We start from the raw sequence: 25,082 nt of genomic DNA, 5'->3' as shown, positions 1-25,082 counted from the left end.
TATCATCATACGGAGGTGTAATTATGGAAGGCAACATGTTTTGTTTTCAGTGTGAACAGACGGCCGGCGGTACCGGTTGTACCGGAAAAGCAGGAGTGTGCGGAAAGCAGGCTTCTACGGCAAAGCTGCAGGATAAACTGACCGGTGCGCTCATCGGTCTTGCCCGCGCGTGCGGAACGGAACCGGTTCCGGCGGATGTGAACCGGCTGATGCTTGAGGGGCTGTTCACGACGATTACGAACGTTAATTTTAACGATGAAACCGTTCAGGCGCTGATCGATCGCGTGCACGCCAAAACGGCGGAACTCGTACCCGATTGCGGCTGCTGCGCTTCACCGTGCGGGCACAACGACGATTACGATGTGGAATCGATCTGGAACGCTCCCGTCGACGTCCGTTCGCTGAAGTCGCTTATCCTGTTCGGTATCCGCGGAGTGGCGGCGTACGCGTATCACGCGATGGTGCTCGGCTATGCGGATGAGACCGTCAATCAGTTTTTTGTCAAAGCGCTGTGCGTACTGGGTGAAGATTCGGATCAAAAAGAGCTGCTGCCCGTCGTGATGGAAACCGGAAAAGTGAACCTCGCCTGTATGGAACTGCTCGATCGCGCCAATACGGAGACGTTCGGCAATCCCGTTCCCGCGACGGTACCGCTTTCGATTGAAAAAGGACCGTTCATCGTCATAAGCGGACACGATCTGTTCGATCTGAAGCTGCTGCTCGAACAGACGGCGGGAAAAGGTATCAACGTGTATACGCACGGCGAAATGCTTCCGGCGCACGGATATCCGCTTTTGAAAAAATATCCGCATCTGAAAGGAAACTTCGGCACGGCCTGGCAGAATCAGCAGAAAGAATTTGCCGACATGCCGGCACCGGTCCTGTTTACGACCAACTGCATCATGCCGGTAAAACCTTCGTATGCAGACCGTGTGTTTACGACGGAAGTCGTGTCGTATCCGGGAATGGTTCACATCGGCAAAGACAAGGATTTTTCGCCGGTTATTAAAAAAGCACTGGAATTGGGCGGTTACGCGGAAAATCAGACGCGCACCGGTATCAACGGCGGAACGGAGGTTACGACGGGATTCGGACGCCATACGGTGCTCTCCGTTGCGGGAGACGTAGTAAACGCGGTAAAATCCGGAAAGATAACGCATTTCTTTTTGGTCGGCGGCTGCGACGGCGCCCGGCCGGGCAGAAATTATTACACCGAGTTCGTCAAAAAAACACCGAAAGACAGCGTGATTCTGACGCTCGCGTGCGGTAAATACCGATTCAACGATTTGAATCTGGGAACGGTGGCGGGCTTGCCTCGTCTGCTGGATATGGGGCAGTGCAACGACGCGTACGGAGCCGTACAGGTTGCGCTCGCATTGGCGAAGGCGTTCGACTGCGGCGTGAACGATTTGCCGCTCTCACTGGTACTTTCGTGGTACGAACAGAAGGCGGTGTGCATTCTGCTTTCACTGCTGTATTTGGGAATTAAAAACATATACCTCGGTCCGACGCTGCCGGCGTTCGTTTCTCCCGACGTACTCAAATTTCTGGTGGAACAGTTCGCCGTGTCTCCGGTCGGCACACCCGACGAAGATTTGAAAAAGATTTTGGGCTGACGCCCGTCCGTTCGGAGCCGCCGAAACGACGCGTCGCGCGGCGGTTCCGGGGCGGCGTTATTTTTTTGACTTTCGGTATAAAATCAGTTCGGGGTGATATTCAAAGTGCATATTGTCCCAGATGATCCATTTTCCGCCCCAGATGAAACCGTGTTTTTCAAAAGCGGCGACGATGCTTTCCGGCGGCATCCAGCGGCGATCGAGCGGCGTCAGCATCCATTTTTCCGGGTCGATGTCGCGCCGCCACGCCCAATAAATGTTTTTCTGTTGCCAGCCGACGGGCAGAATGTCGAGCGCGATGCCGATGCTGTGAAACGAACGGTTTCCCGAATCGCGAATGGTGCGCCAATAGTAACCGTCGGTTTGCGACAGATTCGTTACGAAGGCGCGTGCTTCCGGATCCGTTTCCGCAAGTGCCCGTATGTCCCGTTCGACGGCGGCGAGCGGGTCGCGGATACGTTCGTGAACGTTCGCCTGTTTTCCCAAAAAGGTAATCCGCGTGATGTGCTGCTCGACGGCGGTCTGCGACGCACAGTCGTATATCGTGTCATAAAAAAACGGCGGTGTTCCGGCGCTTGCCGAACGGGTTTCCGGCGCACTGAACGCGCGGATCCGCTCGATGTCCTGCTCGCTGAAATCTTCGGGATCGGGGACGGCTTCGGCATAGTCGTAAAGTAGTACCCGATAGTTTTCTTTTTCGGGGATTTTATCGGCGCTCAGCAGTCGGCCGCCGCACCAGTACAGTTCGGCACGCCGATCGTCTGCGGTTACGGTTACGAGCCAGTCGCCGATCAGCGTATCGTATGCTGCGGAAAACGTAACGTCGGGGTACGCCGTGCGAAATATGGAAAGCAGCTCCGGTTCGGCGGGAGCTGCTTCATTCGGCTGTTCTGTCTGCGTCGGGTTGCAGCTGCCGCTGCAAAGCAAAAAACAAAGAGGCAGCAAAATCAGAAAAAAACGTTTTGTCATATGAACAGTATATCCTTTTTCGGTTGCGGTGTCAGTGGTTTTCGGTATGCGGATCGTAGGGGAGCCGGAGTCAGCATTCTTCGGTGATCCGTTTTCTGATTGTTTTGATTTCAAATAAATCTCCGCCGGCGAGCGCTTCGATTTTTTCGGCGGCAATCGCCGTGTTGCCTTTCGGCAGGCGTACGATGCCGCCGTTTACGTAGTTTTCCTCCGTTCGTGAATAATAGGCGACGAGTATTTTTTTCATGTGTTACCTCCGGTTCGGTTTAAACATACTACTTGGAGCCGGCTCAAAGGCAAGCGTTTTTTATCGGATTTTTTGCCGGATACTGCGATTCAGGATACGGGACGGTTCGCGGAAGCGCGGAGGTGCCTGACGCACTTCGAGTATCGTGCTATACTTGAGCGGTTTTCAAAAGTTTGCTACTCTTAACATAGACGGAGGCTCCATGTCGATTATTCAGGCGATTTTACTCGGACTGCTGCAAGGTGTGGCGGAATTCTTACCTATTTCAAGTTCAGGGCATTTGGCCGTCGTGCAGAATTTATTTTCGCTCGACGACGTACCGCTTCTGTTCGACGTGTTTTTGCATTTGGCGACGCTCGCCGCGGTGGTGGTGTTTTTCCGCAAAAAGATATGGCTGCTGCTGTGCGTTTTGGGGCGGTGGATAAGCCGCCGTTCGCGTGCCGGAGACGCAGCCGGATTGCAGACGATAGCCGCGCTGCTGCTGGGAACGGCGGTAACCGGTGTGTTCGGCGTCGTGCTGAAAGATTTTATTCCCGACGTTCCGATAAAAGTCGTGTGCGCGGGATTTATCGTAACGGCGTTCGTGTTGATTCTTTCGGCAAAACTCAACGCGCAGCGGACGCTGAAAAAAGCCGCCGGCGGTTACGGGGCGGACGATACGGGCAAAGCCGGCAAGGCGGTCAATTCCGCCGAAGCGTATAATGCGGACAGTGCCGCCGAGGCGTATAATGCGGATAATTCCGCCGAAGCGCCCGTTTCCGCAGCGGTCCGGCCGGTTCAGGGCCTGCTGATCGGGCTTGCACAGGGATTCGGCGTGCTGCCCGGTATTTCCCGTTCGGGCAGTACGATCGCGGGCGCGCTTTTGTGCGGCGTGGATCGAACGACGGCAGGCGAATTTTCGTTTTTGCTTTCGATTCCCGCGATTTTGGGCGCGTTCGTGCTTGAAGCCAAAGATATCGGAGCTGTCGCTTCAAGTATCGGCATGGGAACCGTCGCCGTCGGGTGCGCGGCTGCGTTCGTTTCGGGCTTCGCCGCGCTGGCGTTTTTGATGAAAATTATCAGAAAAGGCAAACTCGAATGGTTCGCTGCGTATTTGATACCGATCGGTATTCTCGGAATCATTTTTCTGCATTAAACTGAACGCCGCGTAAGACCGCCGTTTCGGGGCGGCGGCGTTCTGATTTTGTAATCGTTTTTATGGATTTTCGGAGGATGTATGAAACTCGGACGAACGGTGCTCGCCGCTTTCTGTTGTTTGTGCGCGTGGTGCGCTTTTTTCGGCTGCAGCGGGAACGGCAGCAAAGTTGCCGCCGGTAAATCGGATGCTGCCGCCGCCGTTTCCGACGACGCGCTGTACGTGCTGGATATGCAGCCCGCGGGCGTTTTACCCGCCGACATGAAATATCCGGCGGTGTACGTACAGTTTTCAAAACCGGTGGTTCCCGTTACCGTGTTGGGCGAACCTTCGGAAAAGTCTGATCTGATGAAAATCGAACCGCCGCTTGAAGGCGTGTTCCGCTGGTACGGAACGAGTCTGCTGTGCTTCGATTCTTCGCAGCAGACCGTTCCGCAGCGCGAATATACGGTAACGCTGTCGGGCGATATTCGCGCGGCCGACGGTACGCCGATTTCGGGTCAGACTGAATTCACGTTCCGCACCGAAGAATTGAAACTCCTTTCCGTAACGCCCGGCTATAAGGCGATTGCCGCGGGCGAATGGGTCGATGCCGGCGACGTTCCGCCCGAACAGGCGCGTTCGATTGCGCTCGTTTTTTCGCAGCCGGTAACGGCAAAGGAAACGGCGAAATACGTTGAAGTGAGCGACGAGGCGGGAACGGTGTATCCGTTCGATGCCGCTCAGTCCGATGAAAAGCAAAAACAGCTGCTCGTGCTGACGCTGAAAAAAGCGCCGCCTGAGAATACGCGCATGACCGTTACGCTTAAAGCCGGCGCGCGTTCCGACGCGGAATCGCTCGGTACGGCGCAGAGCGACGGCAGCCATTCGTTTCACACGCTGAAACCTTTTTCCCTCGAAGATATCGACACCGACGGCCGTTCGTACGGCAAATACACGAATCCCGTCCGCTTTCGATTTTCACACCGGCTGGCACCGGCGCTCGATCCGGCAAAGCTTGCGGCAGCCGTGCGGACGGAACCGGCGATGCCGGTAACCGCGGCGAACGTGGAAGCGGACGGTTCGGTGCTGACCGTGTTCGGTCTGCCGGTTACGTTCGATCAGCAGTATACGATAACGCTTGCGGCCGGGGCGGTTTCCGATGTGTACGGCAGACCGTTTGCCGACGCCGCCGGTCCTGAAACGGTGACCGTTCCCGAAGCGGCGAGTTACGCGGGCTTCAAGGATTACGGCTTCGGAATGCTTGAAGCGCAGTTTCCGCCGAAACTGATTTTCGAGTATCAGAACGTTTTGCCCGGTTCCGAATATCGCGTCAAGGCGCTCACCGGCGCGCCGGCTGCACAGCCGGCGGACGTAACCGTTTTGGACGAAACTTCAATTCCCAAAAACGTCCGCGTGCTGCAGCCGGTTGATTTGCTGCCGTTTTTAACGCAAACGGATCACGGTGCGTTCGGCGCCGTGTCGTTCAGCGCGGTGATGAAATATAATCGGAAAGATTATTACGGCGAAACGCGCGTCTCGAAGATGGAAAACGGACAAACCGTACAGGTAACCGATTTGGGACTGACGGTTCGGTACGGATACAACCGCGTTTTGGTTCTCGTTACCAGCCTTGCGACGGGAAAACCCGTTCCGGGCGCCGCCGTCAAACTGTATACGTACGCATCGTATTCGGTGGACGGGGAGACGGTGCTCACCGCGCCGGGAACTCCGGCTGCTTCGGGCGTTACCGATGAAAACGGATTCGTCCGCATCGATTTGGAGCCGAATGTCATCGGTGATTCCGTACGCACCTGTTACGTCAGCGCGGAAAAAGACGGCGACCGTGCCGTTTTTAATCCTTCCGGGAACCGGTTGTGGCAGTACGCCGGAAACGTCAGATCTCCGCAGAACGCGCGGGCGGCGCAGATGGTAACGTTCATGTTTACCGACCGCGGGTTGTACAAACCCGGTGAAACGATGCAGCTGCGCGGCATAGATCGCAATTTGCAGCTCGGTTCGTACGAACCGTACGCGGGACCGTACACGCTGAGCATTCGCGAAAATACCTGGCGGTCGAAGCCGTTCGTTACCGTGACCGGTTCCGCTTCCGAAAGCGGCGGTTTTACCGGAAAGTTCACCTTGCCGCAGGAGCTGGCGCCCGGTTCGTATCTGATAGAATATACGCGCACATTAAACGGCCGATCCGCTACCGAATCGATTCCGGTTACGGTGGCGTATTTTGAACGGCTGCGCTTTGAGACGGCTGTTTCGATTCCGACTGCCGTTCCGTACGTCAGCGGCGACCGCATTCCCGCGGCCGTCTCCGCTTCGTATTTGGGCGGCGGCAGCCTTGCCGGTGCGCAGTGGAACGCCGAGTGGTACCGCGAACCGGCGGGCTTCCGTCCGGACGGCGTGCGCTTCGACGGATACCGGTTCGGCCCGCGGCAGGGATACGACGGCCGGTCCGCGCTTTCATCGGAAGAGGGCGCGCTCGACGGAACCGGTAAAGCGTCCGCCTCCCAGCTTTCCGGCGGTGAAACGATAAAAGGTATGGCGTATTCGTACCGCGTGGAGTCGACCGTTTTTGACGCGGGTTCGCAGGCCGTCAGCTCTTCGGCCTCCGTCGTCGTGCATCCGGCGCAGTATTACATCGGTCTTTCCGCTGCGAAGGGGATAACCGGTTTTGCCAAAAAGGGAACGGAACTTTCCTTCGATTATCTGCTTGCGCAGCCGGACGGTTCGGCTCCCGCCGAGGAAATGCTTCCGCGGCGTAAAAGCGATCGCAAACTGTCCGTAGAATTGCTGCGCGAAGACTGGAAACAAGTACGCCAGATGGGACTGAACGGGCAGATTATTACCCGGTACGTGCGCGAAATGGTAAGCGAATCGACATCGACGGTACCGCTTGCGGCGGCCGGAACGGTTTCCGTAACGCCTCCCAAAGGCGGCGCGTACGTCCTTCGGCTTTCCGCTCAGGACAGCGGTGCCCGTGCGGTTGTTACCGAACGCAGCTTTTACGTAACCGGTTCGGACTGGAATTATTATTACGGAAACGAATCGCAGGAAATCACGCTGCTGCCGGATAAGGACGTGTATCAGGCGGGCGACACCGCCCGTATCCTGCTGCAAAGTCCGCTGCCCGCCGGCACCTATCTGATGACTGTCGAACGGGAAGGTGTTTTTTCCGAGCAGGTGTTCCGCCTGACGGAGCCGAGTACGGTTCTTGAAGTGCCGGTTACGGATCGGTATCTGCCGGTTGCGTACGTAACGGTTTCGTCGTATTCGACGCGCACGAAAAAGCCCGATCACGATTATGCGACTCCCGATATGGATAAACCGAAAGGATATTTCGGTGCGGCGGCGATTCGCGTAGATCCGGTTGCGCGCGAGTTCGATATAACTGTAACGCAGGATAAACCGTCGTACCGGCCGGGCGACACGGCGACGATAACGCTTTCGGCTTCTAAAGCCGGCCAGCCGCTCGCGGGTGCCGAGCTGACGCTCATGGCGGTGGATCGCGGCGTTATCGACCTTATCAATTATCACGTGCCCGATCCGGTTGCACATTTTTATAACGAATATCTGTTTTTCAGCGCCGTTGCCGGCGGTGATTCCCGTTCGCTTTTGATCGATCCGGTTACGTACGAAGTGCGCAATCTGTTCGGCGGAGACGAGGGCGGCGATAAAATTGAAGAGCGCAAAAACTTTGATCCGACGGCGGTGTTCGTTCCGGTTCTGACGACCGGCGCGGACGGCACCGTTTCATATTCGTTCACGTTGCCCGACACGATTACGGCGTACCGGATTACGGCGGTGGGCGTGCTGAGCGATTATTTCGGAATTTCCGAAGCCGAAATGTCGGTAAACAAACCGGTCAGCGTGCGCGACGTTCTGCCGCGCCGGCTTCGCGAACACGATACGTCCGACGCGGGCGTAGTGATTTCGAGTCTTGACGGCCGCGCGCACGAAGTAACCGTTTCAATGGAAATCGTGCCGGGAAGCGAACGCGCGGGTGTTCCCGCTGAAGAAAACGGCGTCGTTCGCCGGCCCGGCCGCGCTTCGGCAGTCGCAGGTACTGCTGCCGCGAACGGCGGTGCTTCGGCAGCCGGCGCGGGTGCTGCCGCCGCTAACGGCGGTATTTCGGCAGCCGGCGCGGCTCCGGTGCGGAAAACGGTAACCGTTCCCGCGGGAAAAACCGTTCCGCTTATGTTCGATATAAGCGCGCAGGAGTACGGGTTCGTCTCGGTCGTGTTTAAGGTCGAATCGGACGTGGTAACCGAGCGTATCGTAAAAGTGCTTGAAATAGACCGCCCGTACGTGTTTGAAACGGTAACGACCGTCGGCGACGTGTCGTCCGGCAGTACGGACAAAAAGGGCGCGGCCTCAGTTACCGAAAAAATCGTTCTTCCTGTTTCGGTTGCCGAAGTCTCGGCCGCTGCAGGCACAACGGCCGCCGACGGCACAACTGTTACCGGCGGTTCCGCGATGTCCGCCGACGGCACAACGGCCGCTGCCGGCACAACGGCCGCTGCCGGTGCGGGAACGCTTTTCGTGCAACTCGACCCGACGCGATTGGGAACGCTGACCGAAGCGGTTTCGTACGTGTTCCGCTATCCGTACGGCTGCCTTGAGCAGCGTTGTTCGGCAATGATTCCCTTGCTGTATTTTGAAAAATATATCGACGTGTTCGGTATGCAAAGCGAAGTCAGTTCGCCCAAAAAAGTCATTGAACGGGAAATTGCCGATTGGGCGAAGACCCAGCAGTCGGACGGCGGTTTTCCGTATTGGAAAACGAGTTCATATTCGTCGTTCGCTCCGTCGCTTCGGTTTGCCGAATTGATTGCGTCGGCAAAACTGCATGGAATAACCGTGCCCCGGTCGATAAACGTGCCGGCGCTTTCGGATTATCTGAGTGCGGAAGTGACCCGCTCGTGGTACCGCGGCAATGCGTACGTGCAGGCGTACACGCTGTTCGTTCGGATGAAGCTGACCGGTTCCGTCGATGAACGCAAAATAGACGGCGTGTGCGGAATACCTTCGGCCGGATATGCGGAAAAAGCGTTGTGCGGGCTGATGTATCTGAGCAACGGAAACCGGCAAAAAGCCGAAGCGGTGGCGAAGGATATCCGTGCACACGTACGGCCGACGACGCGCGGTGCGGACGTAACGGATTCACGGTTTACGAGTTCACCGTGGATGTATTTCAACGACGTGTCCGAACGGAACGCGCTGCTGTTGCAGTTCTTTACGGCGCTTGATCCGTCCGACGATCTGAACGGCAGATTTCTGTTCAATCTGCTTGAAATTCAGCGTGCCGGAAACGGTTATTGGAAAAATACGGCGTCTACCGCGCGCGTACTTGAAGCGGTCGCTTCGTATATAGAAGCAAATAATCTTGAATCGCTCGATTTCAGTGCCGAAGCGACTCTTGCCGGAAACGGGTTCGTGTCCGGTTCGTTCAAAGGGGCTGCGGCGAAACCCGTGGAAAAGACGGCGCCGTTTGCGGAACTCGCCGCGGACGGTGCGGCATTCGGTACGGAATTGCCGCTCGAAGTGTCGAAAGACGGTCGGGGAACGTTGTTTTATACGGTTTCGATGAAATATCCGGTACCTGCGGATAAGCAGTACGCACGCGACGAAGGGTTGAGCGTGTTCGTCGATATTACCGACGTCAAAACCGGCAAACCGGTTGCGGGCAGCGCGTTGGTTTCGGGAACGGTCTACCGCGCGCGGGCAACGCTTTCCACGACGAAAGACCGAACCTTCGTCGCGCTCCGCGTTCCGATACCGTCCGGCGCCGAAGTGCTGAACGCGGCGTTCGCAACGAGCGCACAGTATGCGGGAACCGGTTCCGCGTCGGACGATACCGGTGCGGACGGCAATTTTATCTCCGAAGACGAATGGTTCGAGCGGTACAACTTCGGTCTTTCGGGGCAGGAAATATACGACAACGAAGTGCGCTATTTCTGGGACGCGTTCCGCCGCGGACGGCAGCAGGTGGAATTCCTATTCAGAGCGGTGCGCAGCGGTTCGTTCACCGTACCCGGCGCGACGGCCGAATGTATGTACGAGCCGGAAATTTTCGGCAGATCGAAAGGCGGCGTCGTTGTCATTACGGAAAAATAACGGTGCCGGGAATTCGCAGGCTGCCAAATTTGCCGGCAGACGCCGCCGCATAGCGGCGGCAGTTGTCGCGGTTATCGCGCTGTGGGGCGGCGTACGTTTGACGCTGAGGTTCGCACCGTTCGCCGCACTCGACGCGTTTATCGTCCGCCCGTGCAGTACGCGCGTGTACGACCGAAACGGTGTGCTGCTGCAAGTTCTGCCGCTTGAAAACGGACTGCGCCGCGAATGGTACGACTTGGACGCACTGCCGCCCGCAATTTTGCGCGTGTTTATTGCGGCGGAAGACGAGAATTTTTACCGGCACGGCGGCGTTGACGTGATTGCGCTCGTGCGGGCGTTCGTTCAGAACGCGAAATCGGGGCGGCCGGTCAGCGGCGCGTCTACCGTAACGATGCAGCTTGCGCGTCTGGTGGTTCCGCGCGATCCGGGTAAGCCGGTTTCGGTGGGCGTCAAACTTGCCGAAGCGTTTACGGCTGTCAGGATTGAATCGAAACTGCCGAAAAAACGTATTCTCGAATTATATTTGAATTCCCTGCCGTTCGGACTGCAGGCCGAAGGCGTCGGATCCGCAGCGCGTACGTATTTCGGTACGACTCCGGACAGGCTGTCCGAAGCGCAGATTCACGCGCTGGCGGTTATTCCGCGCCGTCCGGTCAAGTACAATCCGCTTGAAGATCCGGGCGCGTCGTTTGAAGCTGCGGCGGAAATCGGAAAGCGAACGGGGTTTTCCGTGACGAAGACCGAATGGATCGATGCGGTGTCCGTCGGCGAACGGTACGAATATCCGCTCGGTATGCCGCATTTCGTTCTGTACGTCCGTAATTCGGCAGGCGGACGGCTGCCTCCGGAATTGCATACGAGCGTCGACGCCGCTTTGTCGGATAAAGTGGCGAACGATATCAGTACGCAGATCGCACTGCACGCCGATGCCCGGCTTTCTCACGGTGCGGCGCTCGTCATTGACAACGTAACCGGTGAAATTCTTTGCTGGGCGGGTAGCGGTGATTTTTTCAGCGAAAACGAGGGGCAGATAGACGGCGTGCTCGTCCGGAATCAGAGCGGCAGTACGATGAAACCGTTCATCTACGCGCTCGCGCTTGAACGCGGTTTTACTCCGTCGAGTGTCCTTGCCGACGTTCCGATGGATTTCGGCAGCGAGCAGGTGTACGTACCGCTCAATTTTAACAATCAATACAACGGGCCGGTATTGCTGCGGAACGCGCTCGCGTCGAGTCTGAATATTCCCGCCGTATATCTGCTGTACCGGCTGGGCGTGGACAATTATCTGAAAACGCTCGGCGCGCTCGGATTCGATTCGTTGGCGGGCGAGCGGAACCGGCAGGGGCTTTCGCTCGCGCTCGGCAGCGGAGAAGTGACGCTGTTCGAGCTGGTTCGGGCGTTCAGCGTGTTCGCGCGCGGCGGTACGATTCCCTCCGTTACGTATCTTAAAGCGGGAGCTGTTTCGGCTGAAGCCGGGACGGAGCCGGCCGGATTGGCAGACTTCTCGGCTTCTGCTGCAGTGTACGAACCGGATACCGCCGCGCTCATCTGCGACATCTTGTCCGACCGCCGCGCTCGCGCACTGGGGTTCGGTTTTGCCGAAGTGTTCAGCACGCCGTATCCGGCGATTTTCAAAACGGGAACGTCGAATCAGTTTCAGAACATCATCGCGCTCGGCAGTACGGCGCGGTATACCGCCGGTGTTTGGATGGGAAACTTTACCGGTGAAACCGTCGTGCGCGAAACGGGCAGTTCCGTTCCGGCCGCCGTCGTGCGCGGCGTGTTGGACGTGCTGTCGGAGCGGAATCCGGAAACCGCCGCCGCGTTTGCCGCTCCCCGCAATTACCGAAAACTGCCAGTGTGCGCGGTGTCGGGTATGGCGCCCGGTCCGGACTGCCCTGCGGTTACGGACGAATACGTCGCTTTAGCGGCGGCGGCGAACCGTCCGGTTTGTTCGTGGCATTACCGGCAGAACGGGCGCGTTCACGTGCGGTATCCGCAGGAATATCAGCGCTGGCTGAGCGGGCGGAATACGGCTGGCGCGCTTGCGGATACGGGCGAAGGGCGGATTCTGTATCCGGCGGACGGCGCGGTGTTCGTGTTCGATCCGTCGATTCCGTCGGCGGCGCAGAAAATCAAAGTGGACTGTACCGGCGCCGGTGCGCGGGCGGAGCTGTTCGTGAACGGTGTTTCCGCCGGAACGAGTGAACGGCCGTTCAGTTGGTACGTTCCTCTTTTGCCGGGCGAAATGCGTCTTACGGTGCGTTTTGCGGACGGACGGAACGCGGCGATCCGGATTTCGGTAAAATAGATTGCGCCGGAAACGTTTCGGGGGCGAGAGTCCGTTTTTTTCGGGCTGCTCTCGGCGCAGTACGTTTATTCGGTCGTGCTTATCGATTACCGCGGCAATTACTTTAAATCATACAAAATGGGGCCGGTTTCCCTCTTTTTGTTTTCGGGTATTTTTTTTGACTGTACTATTATGATAACCTTTCAAGTTTTAACTTGACTTTTTACGGGAGAGAATGAATGCAAAGCTTAAAAATCTTATTTACTTTTAGCAACGGCAGTTCTGTCACTATTGATTTTTTCATGTACAACTACTGCAAGGATTGATTAAGGTGTTTTCCGATTTTTGAAGGAGTGAAAATGAAGTTTAATAGAGTGAATGTCTTGTTAATAAAAATTTGTTTATTTGCTGTACTTTTGAGTAGTATTACCAGTTGTGCAAGATACAAAACAGGTGAATTGCTAACAAAAGGCGATAATGGCGGTAAGTTTTACACTAATGAAGAAATAGAAGCTGTGGTAGCATTTAGAGACAAATTTCGTATAAAAAATAATCTTCCATTACCTACAGATATTCCAAGAACAGAAATCGGAATTTTTATAATGAATGGTTTGCTTTATGTTCCTGTAACGGTTAACGGTAAAAAAGGTAATATGGTTCTTGATTCTGGAGCTTCTGGTATAAGTCTTTCTATTGAAACTTTTGAATCTCTAGGTGGGACGTACAATGTTGATGATTCTGCCTATTTTTACTTTCCACGAGAAATTGATTTAGGTTTTGGAAAAATTGCATACACTGCTAATTATTCAGGCATGTTTAATAGAAACGGAATGGGCTATGTTGGTAGTAGTATATACGGATTTTATGCAGAACGAGTAACTTTTGATTATAAAAATCGAAAACTAATTTTAAACGATGAAGTTCCCAATGTTGAGCCTATTTCTTGTGATGTTTCAACAGGTCATATTGTTACGGAAGGAAAAGTTAATGGTGTTCCTGTTAAAATTTGTTTAGATACAGGTGCGCCAACAGGACTAATAAATAATGAGATATTTAATTTCCCTTTAACTGATATGTTAACAGAAGATGTTAACTGGGAATATTTTAATAGCACAATGCTAACAGGAAACTCCTATTACTATGATGTAGAGCTTGTTGAAATTGGAAATATCACATTAACTAAAACCTTTACAGGTCTAGTTGTTCAAGATTCTGCTACAGATATGTATGCTGATGTTCTTAGTTCTATTAACGTAGACATGCTTCTTGGCTACGACTTTTTTGCTCGCAATAGAATTACCGTAGATTATAAAAATGGGTTATTGTGGCTTGAATCTTATTGAAAGTGATTACCCTAGAATTTCATAACCAGAAAATGAAGCCATAAAACCAATGCGGTCTGGAACTCCAAGGATTTTGAAGATGTATCGCATTCGGTTTCTTACAGTGCCAAATGAAATACCATATTCATGTGCAATAGTTGTGTATTTAGTTTCAGTTATAAGTAGCTTTATCCATTCTTTGTCACGTTCTGTAAGATCCGGAAATTTATTAAAATCTAACACCGGTTGACCGGAATATTTTTTGTCTTTTGCAACTTTACTTAGAATAACGTAGGCGATAAGACCGATTATAAAAAGATAGCCGAATGTGTTGATGAATCCATCAAACCAAATATCTATCCCATATCTAATTCCTGATATCATTATGAGTGATAGAAAGATACAGGTGAAAATAAATTTAGTTTTTTTGTTCTTCCTATAAAATCCGCGTTTATAGAGTGTTGAAAAGGATAGTATGAACATTAATACTCCCATTAACGGAGAGTATCCGTCAATAAAAAAATAAACTGCATATAAAAAACTGAATATACCGTATAATTCTAGTTTCAAAGGTTGGAAAATTAAAAAAATAAAAACAAAGAAACCTATAACATTAATTACAAACATAGATATACGAGAGAAACTATCTTTCGAGTCTGAAATAGTACCTGTGTGGTAATCATTATTTATGATATTTGGAATAATTCTTGATAGTAATAATATGGCTCCAAATATGGCAATACATCGCCAAATAATCAATTCGTTATTTCTACCATCTTCCATTACTAACTCCGATAGTAAAAAAATCAGCAAGAGATTCACAGGTAATTACTTCAAGTTCTTTTTCCAGTTCAGCTTTTTTTTGTTCATAATTCCATGACCCAGAATTTAACGGGTTGTAGATTTTATTTTGTTTATCGTGTTCTTGAGATTCATGATATCCTTCTAACATAATCAATGCTAACAAAGATAAGCCTTCATGAATTATTTTTTTATCACCACCGGAAAACGTTGCTAATCTGTTTAATCTATGATAAATATCAAAATTATCACAGGGTAAATGGGCGCAGTATTTTTGAAATCCTTTAATTTCTGCAATGTAAGTTATTAAATGTGATATAGCAGTTCTTTCCGGTTCATTACAACCCGCTGCAAATGGAATAGTAGCTATAATTTTTGCTACATTACTGTTTTTTAAGCGAGTAACTTCAAAATCATTTAATTTGAACACTTTCTGTATTTCGGAAACAAAATAATCCCAATCAATACGTTCTTTTTCTTCTGGATTTTGTAAAAATAATGGGCATACACTATTTTTTTTCATAAACCTTCTCCTCGGTGTTAAAAAAATAACTTTTTAAGAATAACATAAAACTACATTTTTGGCAAATTTGTCATATTACTATTTACAGGTTACCTTACTTTGGTAATATTCTGGATTTTTACTCCATTGAATCAAATTTAAATGGGTATAAAACTGATTTTGTCAAGATGATTTAGGTAATATTACCATATGATTTATGTAATATTGGGATATTACATATGTAATAAATGGCGTTTTTTGAGTTGACTTGTGAAAAAAAATCATGCAACACTGATATTATAAAATTGAATTATGAAAAATGTGTCGGAGAGAGGAGCGGTTGTGAAACACATTCTACAGTTTAATAAAATCGGTCATAGGACAGATTGTCATTCATGATGAAATTCAAATCAGCAAATTAATATGGAGTCAGTCGATATCTCCCCAAGTTGGGATAGATATTGATTTAAAGATTTGGCGTTTTTTCTTAAAAATGAATTTCAATTCTTCAATTCCCATTAAAACAGGAGAAGTTCGATTATGAAAATTAATAAAACATTTTTGCTTATACTAGTATTTTTATCCTTTTTTTTATTTTCATCTTGCATGACGATAAAACAGTACGGGCAGAATACCGACAGTTTTGAAGTTCTGTATTCCGGTGAAATAAAGAAATATAAAAAAAATGGAACATATACGGAAAGCGATATTGTGGTAAATGACACAAATAAATATGGCGGTGTATTTATACTTTTTTCAGACCTGCCTGTTGCAAACAGGAAAATGAAGGGAACTATAAGTCTGTATGATTCTGAATATGCCATTAAAATGTCTTATAGGCAAGAGTATGAAGGGGATAGACCTTATAGCAACCGTATATCTAAAGTGACTAATGTTACAATTGAAGGCTTACCCGCAATGTACCAGTTTGCTAAATTTGACATAGAAAGAAGATTCTCTTTCAAAGAGAAAAACATAATTACTGTGTATGAAAAAGATATGCCTGGCGTTTTTACGAATTTTTCCATTGGCGAAAATGATTTTTCCGTATTAGTAACGGTTATGAATGTTTTACCATCGTTAGATGATAACATAAGTTCCTTTACCGAATTAATTCCCTTAAAAGAACAAGTTTTTCAAATTGTAGATAGAAATGGAACAGTTTATGCTGAATTTTCTTATGATTCCTATAAGATTTTCTCAGTACCAGACTCCAAAATAGATGAAAAACTGTTATGGCCGTGTATAGCTGTTTTCTCAACACTACGGAATATCGTGCTGAATATAAATTAATATGATAAAAGGAAGGAACTGAAATCTTATTTTTAGCTCCTTCCTATGATTCTTAATAGGAGAAGTTCGATTATGAAAATCAAACAGGGCATTATATTTCCGTTTTTAGGAATGCTTATATTCATTTTTTTATCTTGTATGACGATAAAACAGTACGGAATCGAGACGACTGCATTTGAAACAGAATTATCCGGAAATATTAAAGAATTTAAAAAGTCAGACGATGTAGATTCTAGAGATATCATTTTAAGTGGAAAAACAGACTTCCGATTTGGTTTTGACCCACTGTATCTAAATACTGTAGATCTTATGAAATGGACTGGAAAAGTTTTCCTTAATGACGCATTGTACAACATTAATATCAACTACCGTAAAATGACAGAAAATAATAGAATTTTGAATATTAGAGCGATTGATATTCAAAATCTTCCGCCTATCTATAAATTTGAAAAATTTGATATATCCGGTTCTCAAGCAATTTGGGAAAAAGAAGTGCATGAGTCTGAATTGCCTGTTAAACTTGCATCTTTCTCTGTTGAGGGAGTGGAATTTTCCGTATTATTAACAAGTATGAATACAGTATCGACAATGAAAGACAGCATGAGCTCTTTTATACAAATGATTACATTAAAAGAACAAGTTTTTCAAATTGTAGATAGAAATGGAACAGTTTATGCTGAATTTTCTTATGATTCCTATAAGATTTTCTCAGTACCAGACTCCAAAATAGATGAAAAACTATTATGGCCGTGCATAGCGGTGTTTTCAACATTACGGAATATCGTGCTGAATATATAATAAGAGGTTCAAATCGAACTGCCGGATAAAATTATGCCGCAGAAAATTGCACCGCCCGTCGATTTCGTATATATTGAATGTATGAAAACAGCAGTTAAAGGGATTGTGATTGCGGTTTGTTCCGTTGCGGTGATCGCCGTGATAGGACTGGCCGCCGCTTCGAGTTATTTTTTTACGTTCGCACTGGATCCGGCTTCGGATAAAGACGTTTTTACCGACGACGAGCCGGCCGTGCTGATTGCCGAAGATGAATCGGCAGCCGCGTTGCCTGCGGAAGAATGGCTGATGAGTGAAGGCGAAAACGTATTCATTACCGCAAAAGATGGGCTGCAATTGCACGGCTATTTTATCGCGGCAAAAGTTCCGTCTGACCGGTATGCGCTCGCCGTGCACGGATATAAAATGTCCGCGGCCGCTATGGCGCAGTACGCGCGGCATTATTACGAGCGGGGCTGGAACGTACTCGTGCCTGATCAGCGTTCGCACGGTTTGAGCGAAGGCCGGTATATCGGTATGGGCGCACCCGAACGCTACGACATGATAGAATGGATCCGGTATCTGACCGAAAAAGATTCGGCCGCCCGCGTCGTTTTGCACGGCGTTTCGATGGGAGCGGCAACCGTTATGCTGACTACCGGCGAGCCGCTTCCCGCGAACGTGCGCGCCGCCGTGGAAGACTGCGGCTATTCGAGCATCGACGCGGAGTTTACGTATCAGCTGAAGCAGTCGTTTAATTTGCCGCGTTTTCCGCTGATTCCGGTTACGTCGCTCGTAACCAAGCTGCGCGCCGGGTACTTTTTCGGCGAGGGCGACTGTGTTCGTGCCGTCGGCCGTTCGGTTACGCCGACGCTGTTCATTCACGGCGACGCGGACACGTTCGTACCGTTCGCCATGCTGGATCAGGTGTACGAGGCGGCCTCGTGTGAAAAGGAAAAACTCGTCGTTCCCGGCGCCGCTCACGCAGACTCCGTAGACGACGCGCCTGACCTGTATTGGGCGGCCGTCGATTCGTTCCTGAGCAAGTACGTTCCGTAAGCCTGGCCGTTCCGAATGCGGGGGCCTCCGTAAGCCTGCCGAGTGCGCGGCTGAAGCGGCACGTGCGCAGTGTGATTGGCATGAGTGTGGAGTGCATGGAAACGGCGCGTTTTCTCTTGCGCCGCCGTCGGATTCGGTATATACTTAACGGGTGTCAACTTTATATATCGTCGGGACGCCCATCGGAAATTTGGGCGACATAACGTTCCGCGCGCTTGAAACTTTTAAAACGGCGGACGTGATTGCCTGTGAAGATACCCGGCATACGTTGCAGCTTTTGACGCATTTTGAAATACGGAAGCCGCTCGTGTCGTGCCGCGCGCAAAACGAAGCGGCGGCGTCGCAGAAAATCATTCGGCTGCTCGACGACGGGCAGACCGTCGCTTATGCGAGCGACGCGGGGACGCCGGGCATTAGCGATCCGGGCGCGGTGCTTGCGGGGCTTGCCCGTGAAGCCGGCCATACGGTGGTACCGATTCCCGGTGCGTCGGCGTTCGCTTCTTTGGTGAGCGTCGCGGGTGCCGGCGGCAAAACGCTCGTTTTTGAAGGGTTTTTATCGCCCAAACCGGGGCGCCGCCGTTCCCGGCTGCGGGAGCTTTTGGGGCTGGGATATGCGTTCGTTTTATACGAATCGCCGTTCAGAATCGTTAAGCTTTTGACGGATATTGCCGATATTGAAAAAGAGCGGCGTGTGGTAGTCGGCCGTGAGCTGACGAAACTGCACGAAGAAATTGTGGAGGGATCGGCCGAGACTGTTCGAGACGATTTTGCCGGACGCAGCAAAGTGCTTGGTGAATTTGCGGTGTTCGTTGCGGGTAATAAAAATGCTCAATTTTTAGAAGAGAATACCGATAATATGGTAGAGGCAGGTCAAAATGATGATTGATAAACTTGGAGGCATAAATCCTCTGAATAACGTGCAGAGTTCTCACCGAACCGCGGCAAAAGCGTCCGTTTCTTCCGGAGTTGATTCCATTTCCGTCTCGAAAGAAGCGCAGGAAATGGCCGAAGCATATTATTTGTCCGAAATTGCCGCAGAAACGCCCGACGTCCGCAGCGACCTGGTTGCGCAGGTAAAAGAAAAGATACAGGATCCGTCGTATATCAATTCCGCCGTAATCGATTCTGTTGCCGACCGTATCATGACCAGTTACGGTATTTAACGTAAAACACGAATTCGCAACTGAGGAAAAAAAAGACGGAACGTTGCTTCCGTCTTTTTTTGTTGAAACTATGCAATCTGGAGAAACATATGTCCGATTTGATTTTTAGAATTTCGCCGAACATCGTACTCGGCTCTTATACGGCCGCCCGTGCCGGACAGTTTGCCCGCGACTGGGGTTCCCGTTATATCGTGCTGATAGATCCGGTCGTGAAAGAACTTGGTGTTGCCGACGGTATTCTGCAGTCGCTGACCGACCGGAAAGTTGAATTCTTTCAGTTCGACGAAATGGAAGCGGACGCCGATTCGGAAATAATCCAGCGCGCATTGTCTCTTGCCCGTAAAGCGCACGTTCACGGCCTGATCGCCGTCGGCGGTGCAAAAACGCTGAATTTGGGCCGCGCCGTGAGCGCCGTATATAACGAAGTGCACGATCTGTACGATTTTATAGACGGAGCGGTTCCGTCTACGGCGCCGCTGCCGATGATTGCGATTCCTTCGACTATCCGCGATACGTTCGTTTTTACGGATCGGGTTCCGGTTGTCGACTCCAGAAGCCGTCACGTCAAATTGATAAAAGCCCAGCCGGGCCTGTGTAAAATGGCGCTGTTCGATTCCAATCTGTCCGTGTCGCTGACGGAAAATCAGATAGCCGCCATGTCCATAGAAACGCTGTGCCTTGCCGTTGAAGCGTACGTTTCCCAGAAAGCGACGTTCTTTTCCGACATGCTTGCCGAAAAGGCGTTTGAAGTACTCGGCTACGCGCTCGACGGCGGACAGTCGCTTGCGGTAACGACGCCGCCTGAAGTGCTGCTTTCCATGGGCGGCTGTTTGGCGTCTCTTGCGGTTGCGACCGGCTCTCCGGGGCCGGCGTCGCTGCTTGCGCTTGCGGTAAACGCCCGTTTCCGCATTTCGCGCGCGCTGACCGTTTCAATTCTGTTTCCGTATATTATAGAAGATATGGCAAAATATAAGGTCGACCGGCTCGCCAAAATCGCACGAATGCTGCGGCTTGCGGATGCGGACGCCGCTCCCGAACAGGCGGCGGCACTGCTTGCGGAAAACGCCCGCCGCCGGTTGGCGCAGGCGAACCTGCCTTCCCGGCTCAAGGATCTTTCCATCAGCATAGAACAGTTTTCTTTAGCGGCGGAAGACGCCGGACAGCTTGAACTGATGAACGGACTGCCGCGCTCCATGACGGCCGACGATCTGTTTGAATTGATCAAATTGGCATATTGATATGATCGCACCCGACAAATTGTCTCATCTGCGCGGCGGCCAGAAACGCCGCAAATTGGCGCTGTGCTTCGGCGCGCTTGAGCGCGACATTGCGGGAATTGCGGAAGCCGGCTGCGGTTATTCGTTCCCCTCTCTGAGCCGCGGCGAGTACGTCAAAAAACTGGCGCGAGTCGTGCTTGAAGATCCGCAGCTGCCGCCGTCCGCCGCGGGTGAATTGGAGCGGCTTCTTGCAGCCGATCCGTTCGACGAGCGCCGCGTCTGCAACTGCGCGCGCAATCATTTGCTGGCTGTCATCGGAACGTTTCCCGCCGAGTGGGATTTGGTTATCGCGCCTCACCGCACGGAAGCGGCGCAGTCGGTTTGCGCTGAACGCGATTTTTACCGCGGCGTAACGGTGTATGCCGAAGATATCCGTTCGCCGTTCAATTTGGGTTCGATTTTCAGAACTGCCGAAGCAATGGGTGCCGAGCGTGTGCTGCTTTCGCCCGGATGTGCGGATCCGGCTCATTCGCGCGCGCTGCGTTCCGGCATGGGCTGCATAGAAACGATGCCGTGGGAGCGCGTGCCGCTTGAGGCGCTGCCGGCCGGCGTACCCGTTTTCGTTCTTGAAACGGGAGGAACCCCGCTCGACGAATTCGCGTTTCCGCGGGAAGGAATCGTCGTCATCGGTTCGGAAGAACTCGGTGTCAGTCCGGAAGCTTTGAAACGGGGTACTTACGGGCGCGTTTCCATCCCGATGAAAGGGCTGAAAGCGTCTTTGAACGTGGGCGTGGCGTTCGGCATACTGATGCAGGCTTGGGTCCGTTCGCTTCAGGGCGTCTGATCCGCGTTCGGCGTTAAAACGTGCCTGACGTTAAAATGGCGTTTCCGCATTTGCCGGTCAGGGCGTTTCAGGATGCTGTTCAAAATGTTCCTGCAGTTTGTCTGAAATGATTTTCAGCTGTTCTTCGGAACTGATTTTAAATACGGCCAGAACATCCGGATCGAATTGGTAAAAATCGACTTCGCCTTTTTGGTAATGAGTCAGCAAGTTCGCCAGATAAACGATTTGTACGAGTTTCCGGTTTTCGGGAGCGCTGCATTCGGGCAGATGGTGATATTTGATAACATCCGTTATGATTTCGGGAAAATTCCATTTACGGGTAACGAGCGCTCCTATCTCCGCATGATTGACGCCGGCGATGATTTTTTCAAGTACGCGCTGCGGAATGTTTTTTTCGGTACACAGGGTTTGCAGTTTGCTGATGAGATCCGGATGCGCGCAGTCGAAAACTATTTTGCCGATGTCGTGCAGCAGGCCGCATACGTAGGAAACGGAGATGAGGTTCGGTTCGGCGCGGCAGAAATTGCGGCTTAAATTGTACGCGTAAAACGCCGTCCGGGCGGAATGATCCCACAGTTCTTTTCTGTCCGAGCCCGCCGGATCCAAGTTCTGCAGGGTGCCGATGCTGTACATGAGGTTTTTGATGCCGCGCAGGCCGATCAGTTTTACGGCCGCCGCGACGTTCGTGCACGGTTCGTTCAAGCCGAACGCGGCGCTGTTGACCATGCGCAGCAGATCGGTGGTGAGCGATACGTCGTTGCTGATGTGCATGACGATGTCCGACAGTTTTGAGTCGGGATCGTTGAGCAGCCGATTGATCGTCGTGATGTTTTCCGGAAATTTCGGAATGGTCTGGATTTGATTCGCGATTTCTGCGGAAAGACTTGAAATCTGGTTCTGCTGATTTTCATTCATCGGCAGAATGATGCGCGTGATCGTTTCTCCGTTTTCGCACACTATCTGGAAATTTTCATCAGTCAGTCCGATTTTTTGGAGCATCAGTATCAGGATGATGAGTCCGAGACCGGCTCCTTCGGTTTCGTCGAGAAGCTGCGTCATGGCGTCTTCGATGGAATGATACTGCTGCGCGCGCGACAATTTGTCGTGCATTCGCTTATATTCGTATACGGTCAGTTCACAATTGTTGCGGATTTCAAGTTTTATCTTGTTGTTTTTGGCTTGCAGGATCAATTTTACGTACAAGCCCGCCTGTTTTTGCAGCACCAGATAATGATCGATGTTGCCGAGCGTTTCGTGTTTGAAATGTTCCATTCCGACGGTATAGTCGTGCATATCCGTGATGTCGAGATCTTTTTCACGGAAATAGATACGCTTCGTATTCGCTTTCTTGGAATTGGTTATCAGCTCGTTCAGACAGTACGTTAAATATTCCGTCATGAAATCCTGATCGAGTTCGTGCAGGAAGATCGTGAGCACCCTGTTCATGTAAATTTCCATTTCATGAGGCAGCGTGTATGTGGTAATCGACAAGGGAAGGCTCGCTTTGATTGCCGAACGTATTTTTTCGGTATCAGGCAGCGGCATTTTTTCAGTTGCGTTTTTACTTTCTGACATAACGACCTACTTTGTTACTTTAAATCATGTATACAACAATAACACAAACGGATAAGGAAGTAAAGAGATTATAGCTGCTTCCCTTATAACAAAATAGTGTAAATTGCCGTAAAAAAGGCCGTTTTTGCAGTCGGTTGAGATTGTTCGGCTTTTGCTTTATGATACGGGTATGACGGATACTGTTGTAAGCGAATTGGTGATACTCGTTCTTTTATTGATCGTCAATTTCCGCGTGTTTATAAGAAAAAGATCGCAGCGCGACGCGGTGGTCGTTTTGGCGCCGCTGGCTTTGGTGCTGAGCGTTCTGCTGTGTTTTGCCTGGAAGCCGGATTTGCCGATACTGGCCGTGTGCGTGCTTTCGCTTTTTGTGTGCGTGATAAACGTGCACAGTCTGACGCGATTGGTTTCCCGGCTGTTTGTGGAGCAGTACAGTCCCGCCGCATACGTTTCGTCGGTGGCGGCCGTTTTACTGATCGCGGCGGCCGGCGGTGCGATCGTGTTTTTTCGGCCGGTTCCGCTGAGTGCGGACCTGTTCGGCGCTGCGGAACGGAAATTGCTGCTTACCGGTTCGTACCGCACGGGGTTTTCCGAACGGAAGGGGTTGTTCGAATCGCTCGACGCCGAAGTGTCGGTTTTTGTTCCCGAAGACGCGCCGGAGCCGCTGCCGCTCGTGCTTTTTGCGACGGATCCGCGTTCGACCGCGGCGCGCAGTATGCCGTTTGCGGCCGCGCTGGCTTCCCGCGGCTATGAAGTTGTTGCAGCCGATTTTAACACGGTGTCCGCCGCGTCGGGATTGCTGCGCTGGAAAGCGTTGTTTTTTCCCGTATCGTTCGAGGCCGAAAAGCCGGATTATATCCGCGACGCGGTGATGCAGTACGTGGCTCTGTTCGATTTGTACGGCAAGCCGGCCGCCGCCGCGGGAAGGCTGGTGTTTCTTGCGGGCGAGGGCATCTGCCGCCAGGCGGCGTTCGGTGCGGCCGCCGCGGAACCGGATATTGCGAGCGGCATATATACGATAAACGGCGGGAACTCCGCCGGCGAATCGTTCGCCGTTTCCGGCTGGTGCAACGGATACGGGGCTGTCGCACAACTCGCGCCGGAACTGTACGCGCTGCTTTCAGTGCTGAATCATCCGGCGCTGCAATCGTCTCCCGCCGGCACCGGCACTGCGGATTCAAGCTCTGCGGCTTCGGCAGCTTCAAGCTCTGCGGCTTCGGGTGGTACTGCCGGCATGGCTTCAGCTCAGTCGAGTGTTTCAGCTCAGCTGCGCGCTGCTGAACGTTTTTTTCCGGTACGGAACGCTTCCGTTCCCGCTCCCGGCGCGGTACTTGCCGCGGAACAGGCCGATCGGGTCTTTAAAGGAGGGCTGCTGCCGTGACGTTAACCGAACTTGATACGTATTTCCGCTCATTTTTGGCAATCGATTCATATCCCGCGGATCCGTCGCGTAACGGGATTCAGATCCAGAACAGCGCGCCGGACGAAAAACGGATCGGAAAGGTTGCGTTCGCAGTGGATGCGTGTGCGGAAACGATCCGGCGCGCCGCTGCGTACGGCGCCGACGTGCTGTTCGTTCATCACGGACTGTTTTGGGGGCAGTGCGAGCCGATAACCGCTCAACTGTATCGGCGCGTCAAAACGCTGCTCGACGCTGATACGGCGCTGTACGCGTGTCATATTCCGCTCGACGCGAATGAAGAAGTCGGCAACAATTACGGTCTTGCGCGCAGAATCGGACTCGAGCAGCTTGAACCGTTCGGATTATGGCGCGGAATGAGTATCGGCGTTGCGGGGTGTTTGCCCGAAGCGCTGACGGCCGAGCAGCTTGCAAAAAAATTATTTCCGCACGGGGAGCAGCCGCTGCACGTGCTGCCGTTCGGCAATAAACGTATCCGAACCGTCGCGATCATTTCGGGCGGTGCCGGAGACGACGCGGAACAGGCCGCCGCCGCCGGATTCGACGTGTATATCACCGGTGAAATCGGGCACGAACAGTATCATTTTGCGTTGGAAGCGGGACTGACCGTTATTGCCGGCGGACACTATCAGACGGAAACGGTCGGCGTTTCGCTCGTAATGAAAAAACTTGGCGAAGAAAAAGGACTCGAAACCGTATTTATCGACGTGCCGACCGGTTTGTAACGTTCGGCGATTCGGCAAACGCGCG

General features: G+C 51.8%; 19 protein-coding genes. 14 read left to right on the top strand and 5 right to left on the bottom strand.

All coding sequences use genetic code 11. The features are described from left to right. Positions 1-23: 23 nt before the first annotated feature. Complete coding sequence (gene hcp / locus TREBR_RS12940) at positions 24-1,616, top strand: hydroxylamine reductase (protein ID WP_013759621.1); 1,593 nt, start codon at positions 24-26, stop codon at positions 1,614-1,616. A 57-nt stretch (positions 1,617-1,673) separates the two neighbouring features. Here the strand turns inward: hcp and TREBR_RS12935 are convergent, their stop codons facing one another. Together TREBR_RS12935 and TREBR_RS14375 are read right to left on the bottom strand one after the other, a co-directional pair. Next, positions 1,674-2,585: a M15 family metallopeptidase gene (locus tag TREBR_RS12935; RefSeq protein WP_013759620.1), complete on the bottom strand. Its 912-nt coding sequence runs from the start codon at positions 2,583-2,585 to the stop codon at positions 1,674-1,676. Positions 2,586-2,655: 70 nt separating this feature from the next. Next, on the bottom strand, positions 2,656-2,832 hold the full coding sequence (locus TREBR_RS14375) for an NADPH-dependent FMN reductase family protein (RefSeq protein ID WP_013759619.1): 177 nt from the start codon (positions 2,830-2,832) through the stop codon (positions 2,656-2,658). Between the two features lie 202 nt (positions 2,833-3,034). On the opposite strand from TREBR_RS14375, the gene TREBR_RS12930 reads away from it, so the two are divergent. From TREBR_RS12930 to TREBR_RS12915, 4 genes are all read left to right on the top strand, one after another. Next, on the top strand, positions 3,035-3,967 hold the full coding sequence (locus tag TREBR_RS12930) for an undecaprenyl-diphosphate phosphatase (RefSeq protein ID WP_013759618.1): 933 nt from the start codon (positions 3,035-3,037) through the stop codon (positions 3,965-3,967). Between the two features lie 81 nt (positions 3,968-4,048). Beyond that, positions 4,049-10,075, top strand: a complete 6,027-nt coding sequence (locus tag TREBR_RS13955; RefSeq protein WP_013759617.1) for an alpha-2-macroglobulin family protein — start codon at positions 4,049-4,051, stop codon at positions 10,073-10,075. Next, complete coding sequence (locus TREBR_RS12920; RefSeq protein WP_013759616.1) at positions 10,056-12,386, top strand: transglycosylase domain-containing protein; 2,331 nt, start codon at positions 10,056-10,058, stop codon at positions 12,384-12,386. The genes TREBR_RS13955 and TREBR_RS12920 overlap by 20 nt, the downstream gene beginning before the upstream one ends. Positions 12,387-12,724: 338 nt before the next feature. Continuing rightward, positions 12,725-13,708, top strand: a complete 984-nt coding sequence (locus TREBR_RS12915) for an aspartyl protease family protein (protein WP_013759615.1) — start codon at positions 12,725-12,727, stop codon at positions 13,706-13,708. A gap of 6 nt (positions 13,709-13,714) precedes the next feature. On the opposite strand, the gene TREBR_RS12910 is transcribed toward TREBR_RS12915, so the two are convergent. Then, positions 13,715-14,470: a helix-turn-helix transcriptional regulator gene (locus TREBR_RS12910; RefSeq protein ID WP_013759614.1), complete on the bottom strand. Its 756-nt coding sequence runs from the start codon at positions 14,468-14,470 to the stop codon at positions 13,715-13,717. After that, positions 14,457-15,011, bottom strand: coding sequence for a hypothetical protein (locus TREBR_RS12905; RefSeq protein ID WP_013759613.1), 555 nt, complete (start codon positions 15,009-15,011; stop codon positions 14,457-14,459). The genes TREBR_RS12910 and TREBR_RS12905 overlap by 14 nt, the downstream gene beginning before the upstream one ends. A gap of 519 nt (positions 15,012-15,530) precedes the next feature. Here TREBR_RS12905 and TREBR_RS12900 point away from each other — a divergent pair. From TREBR_RS12900 to TREBR_RS12870, 7 genes are all read left to right on the top strand, one after another. Then, positions 15,531-16,283, top strand: coding sequence for a hypothetical protein (locus TREBR_RS12900; RefSeq protein WP_013759612.1), 753 nt, complete (start codon positions 15,531-15,533; stop codon positions 16,281-16,283). A 72-nt stretch (positions 16,284-16,355) separates the two neighbouring features. Beyond that, positions 16,356-17,081: a hypothetical protein gene (locus tag TREBR_RS12895; protein ID WP_013759611.1), complete on the top strand. Its 726-nt coding sequence runs from the start codon at positions 16,356-16,358 to the stop codon at positions 17,079-17,081. 81 nt (positions 17,082-17,162) lie between these two features. Beyond that, the gene (locus tag TREBR_RS12890) at positions 17,163-18,116 is read left to right on the top strand and encodes an alpha/beta hydrolase (protein WP_041610925.1); all 954 of its coding nucleotides are present in this window, start codon (positions 17,163-17,165) and stop codon (positions 18,114-18,116) included. A 151-nt stretch (positions 18,117-18,267) separates the two neighbouring features. Further along, positions 18,268-19,002, top strand: a complete 735-nt coding sequence (gene rsmI / locus TREBR_RS12885; RefSeq protein WP_013759609.1) for a 16S rRNA (cytidine(1402)-2'-O)-methyltransferase — start codon at positions 18,268-18,270, stop codon at positions 19,000-19,002. Then, complete coding sequence (locus TREBR_RS12880) at positions 18,992-19,279, top strand: flagellar biosynthesis anti-sigma factor FlgM (protein WP_013759608.1); 288 nt, start codon at positions 18,992-18,994, stop codon at positions 19,277-19,279. The genes rsmI and TREBR_RS12880 overlap by 11 nt, the downstream gene beginning before the upstream one ends. Before the next feature lie 89 nt (positions 19,280-19,368). Then, positions 19,369-20,517 (top strand): iron-containing alcohol dehydrogenase, encoded by a 1,149-nt coding sequence (locus tag TREBR_RS12875; RefSeq protein WP_013759607.1) that lies wholly within the window; start codon positions 19,369-19,371, stop codon positions 20,515-20,517. Position 20,518: 1 nt separating this feature from the next. After that, entirely contained in the window at positions 20,519-21,340 is an 822-nt protein-coding gene (locus tag TREBR_RS12870) for a TrmH family RNA methyltransferase (protein ID WP_013759606.1), read from the top strand. A gap of 57 nt (positions 21,341-21,397) precedes the next feature. Here TREBR_RS12870 and TREBR_RS12865 read toward each other — a convergent pair whose 3' ends face one another. Next, on the bottom strand, positions 21,398-22,915 hold the full coding sequence (locus tag TREBR_RS12865; RefSeq protein WP_013759605.1) for an HDOD domain-containing protein: 1,518 nt from the start codon (positions 22,913-22,915) through the stop codon (positions 21,398-21,400). A gap of 169 nt (positions 22,916-23,084) precedes the next feature. Between TREBR_RS12865 and TREBR_RS12860 the strand changes: the two genes are divergently transcribed. Both TREBR_RS12860 and TREBR_RS12855 read left to right on the top strand, forming a co-directional pair. Further along, entirely contained in the window at positions 23,085-24,293 is a 1,209-nt protein-coding gene (locus tag TREBR_RS12860; protein ID WP_041610463.1) for a hypothetical protein, read from the top strand. Then, on the top strand, positions 24,290-25,057 hold the full coding sequence (locus TREBR_RS12855) for a Nif3-like dinuclear metal center hexameric protein (RefSeq protein WP_013759603.1): 768 nt from the start codon (positions 24,290-24,292) through the stop codon (positions 25,055-25,057). Before TREBR_RS12860 ends, TREBR_RS12855 begins: the two co-directional genes overlap by 4 nt. Positions 25,058-25,082: the final 25 nt, after the last annotated feature.

Origin of the sequence: Treponema brennaborense DSM 12168, assembly GCF_000212415.1 — a bacterium.
Classification (GTDB): Bacteria; Spirochaetota; Spirochaetia; order Treponematales; family Treponemataceae; genus Treponema_F; species Treponema_F brennaborense.
The sequence above is the reverse complement of the archived record's forward strand: the minus strand, read 5'-3'. Positions and strand labels throughout refer to the sequence as shown.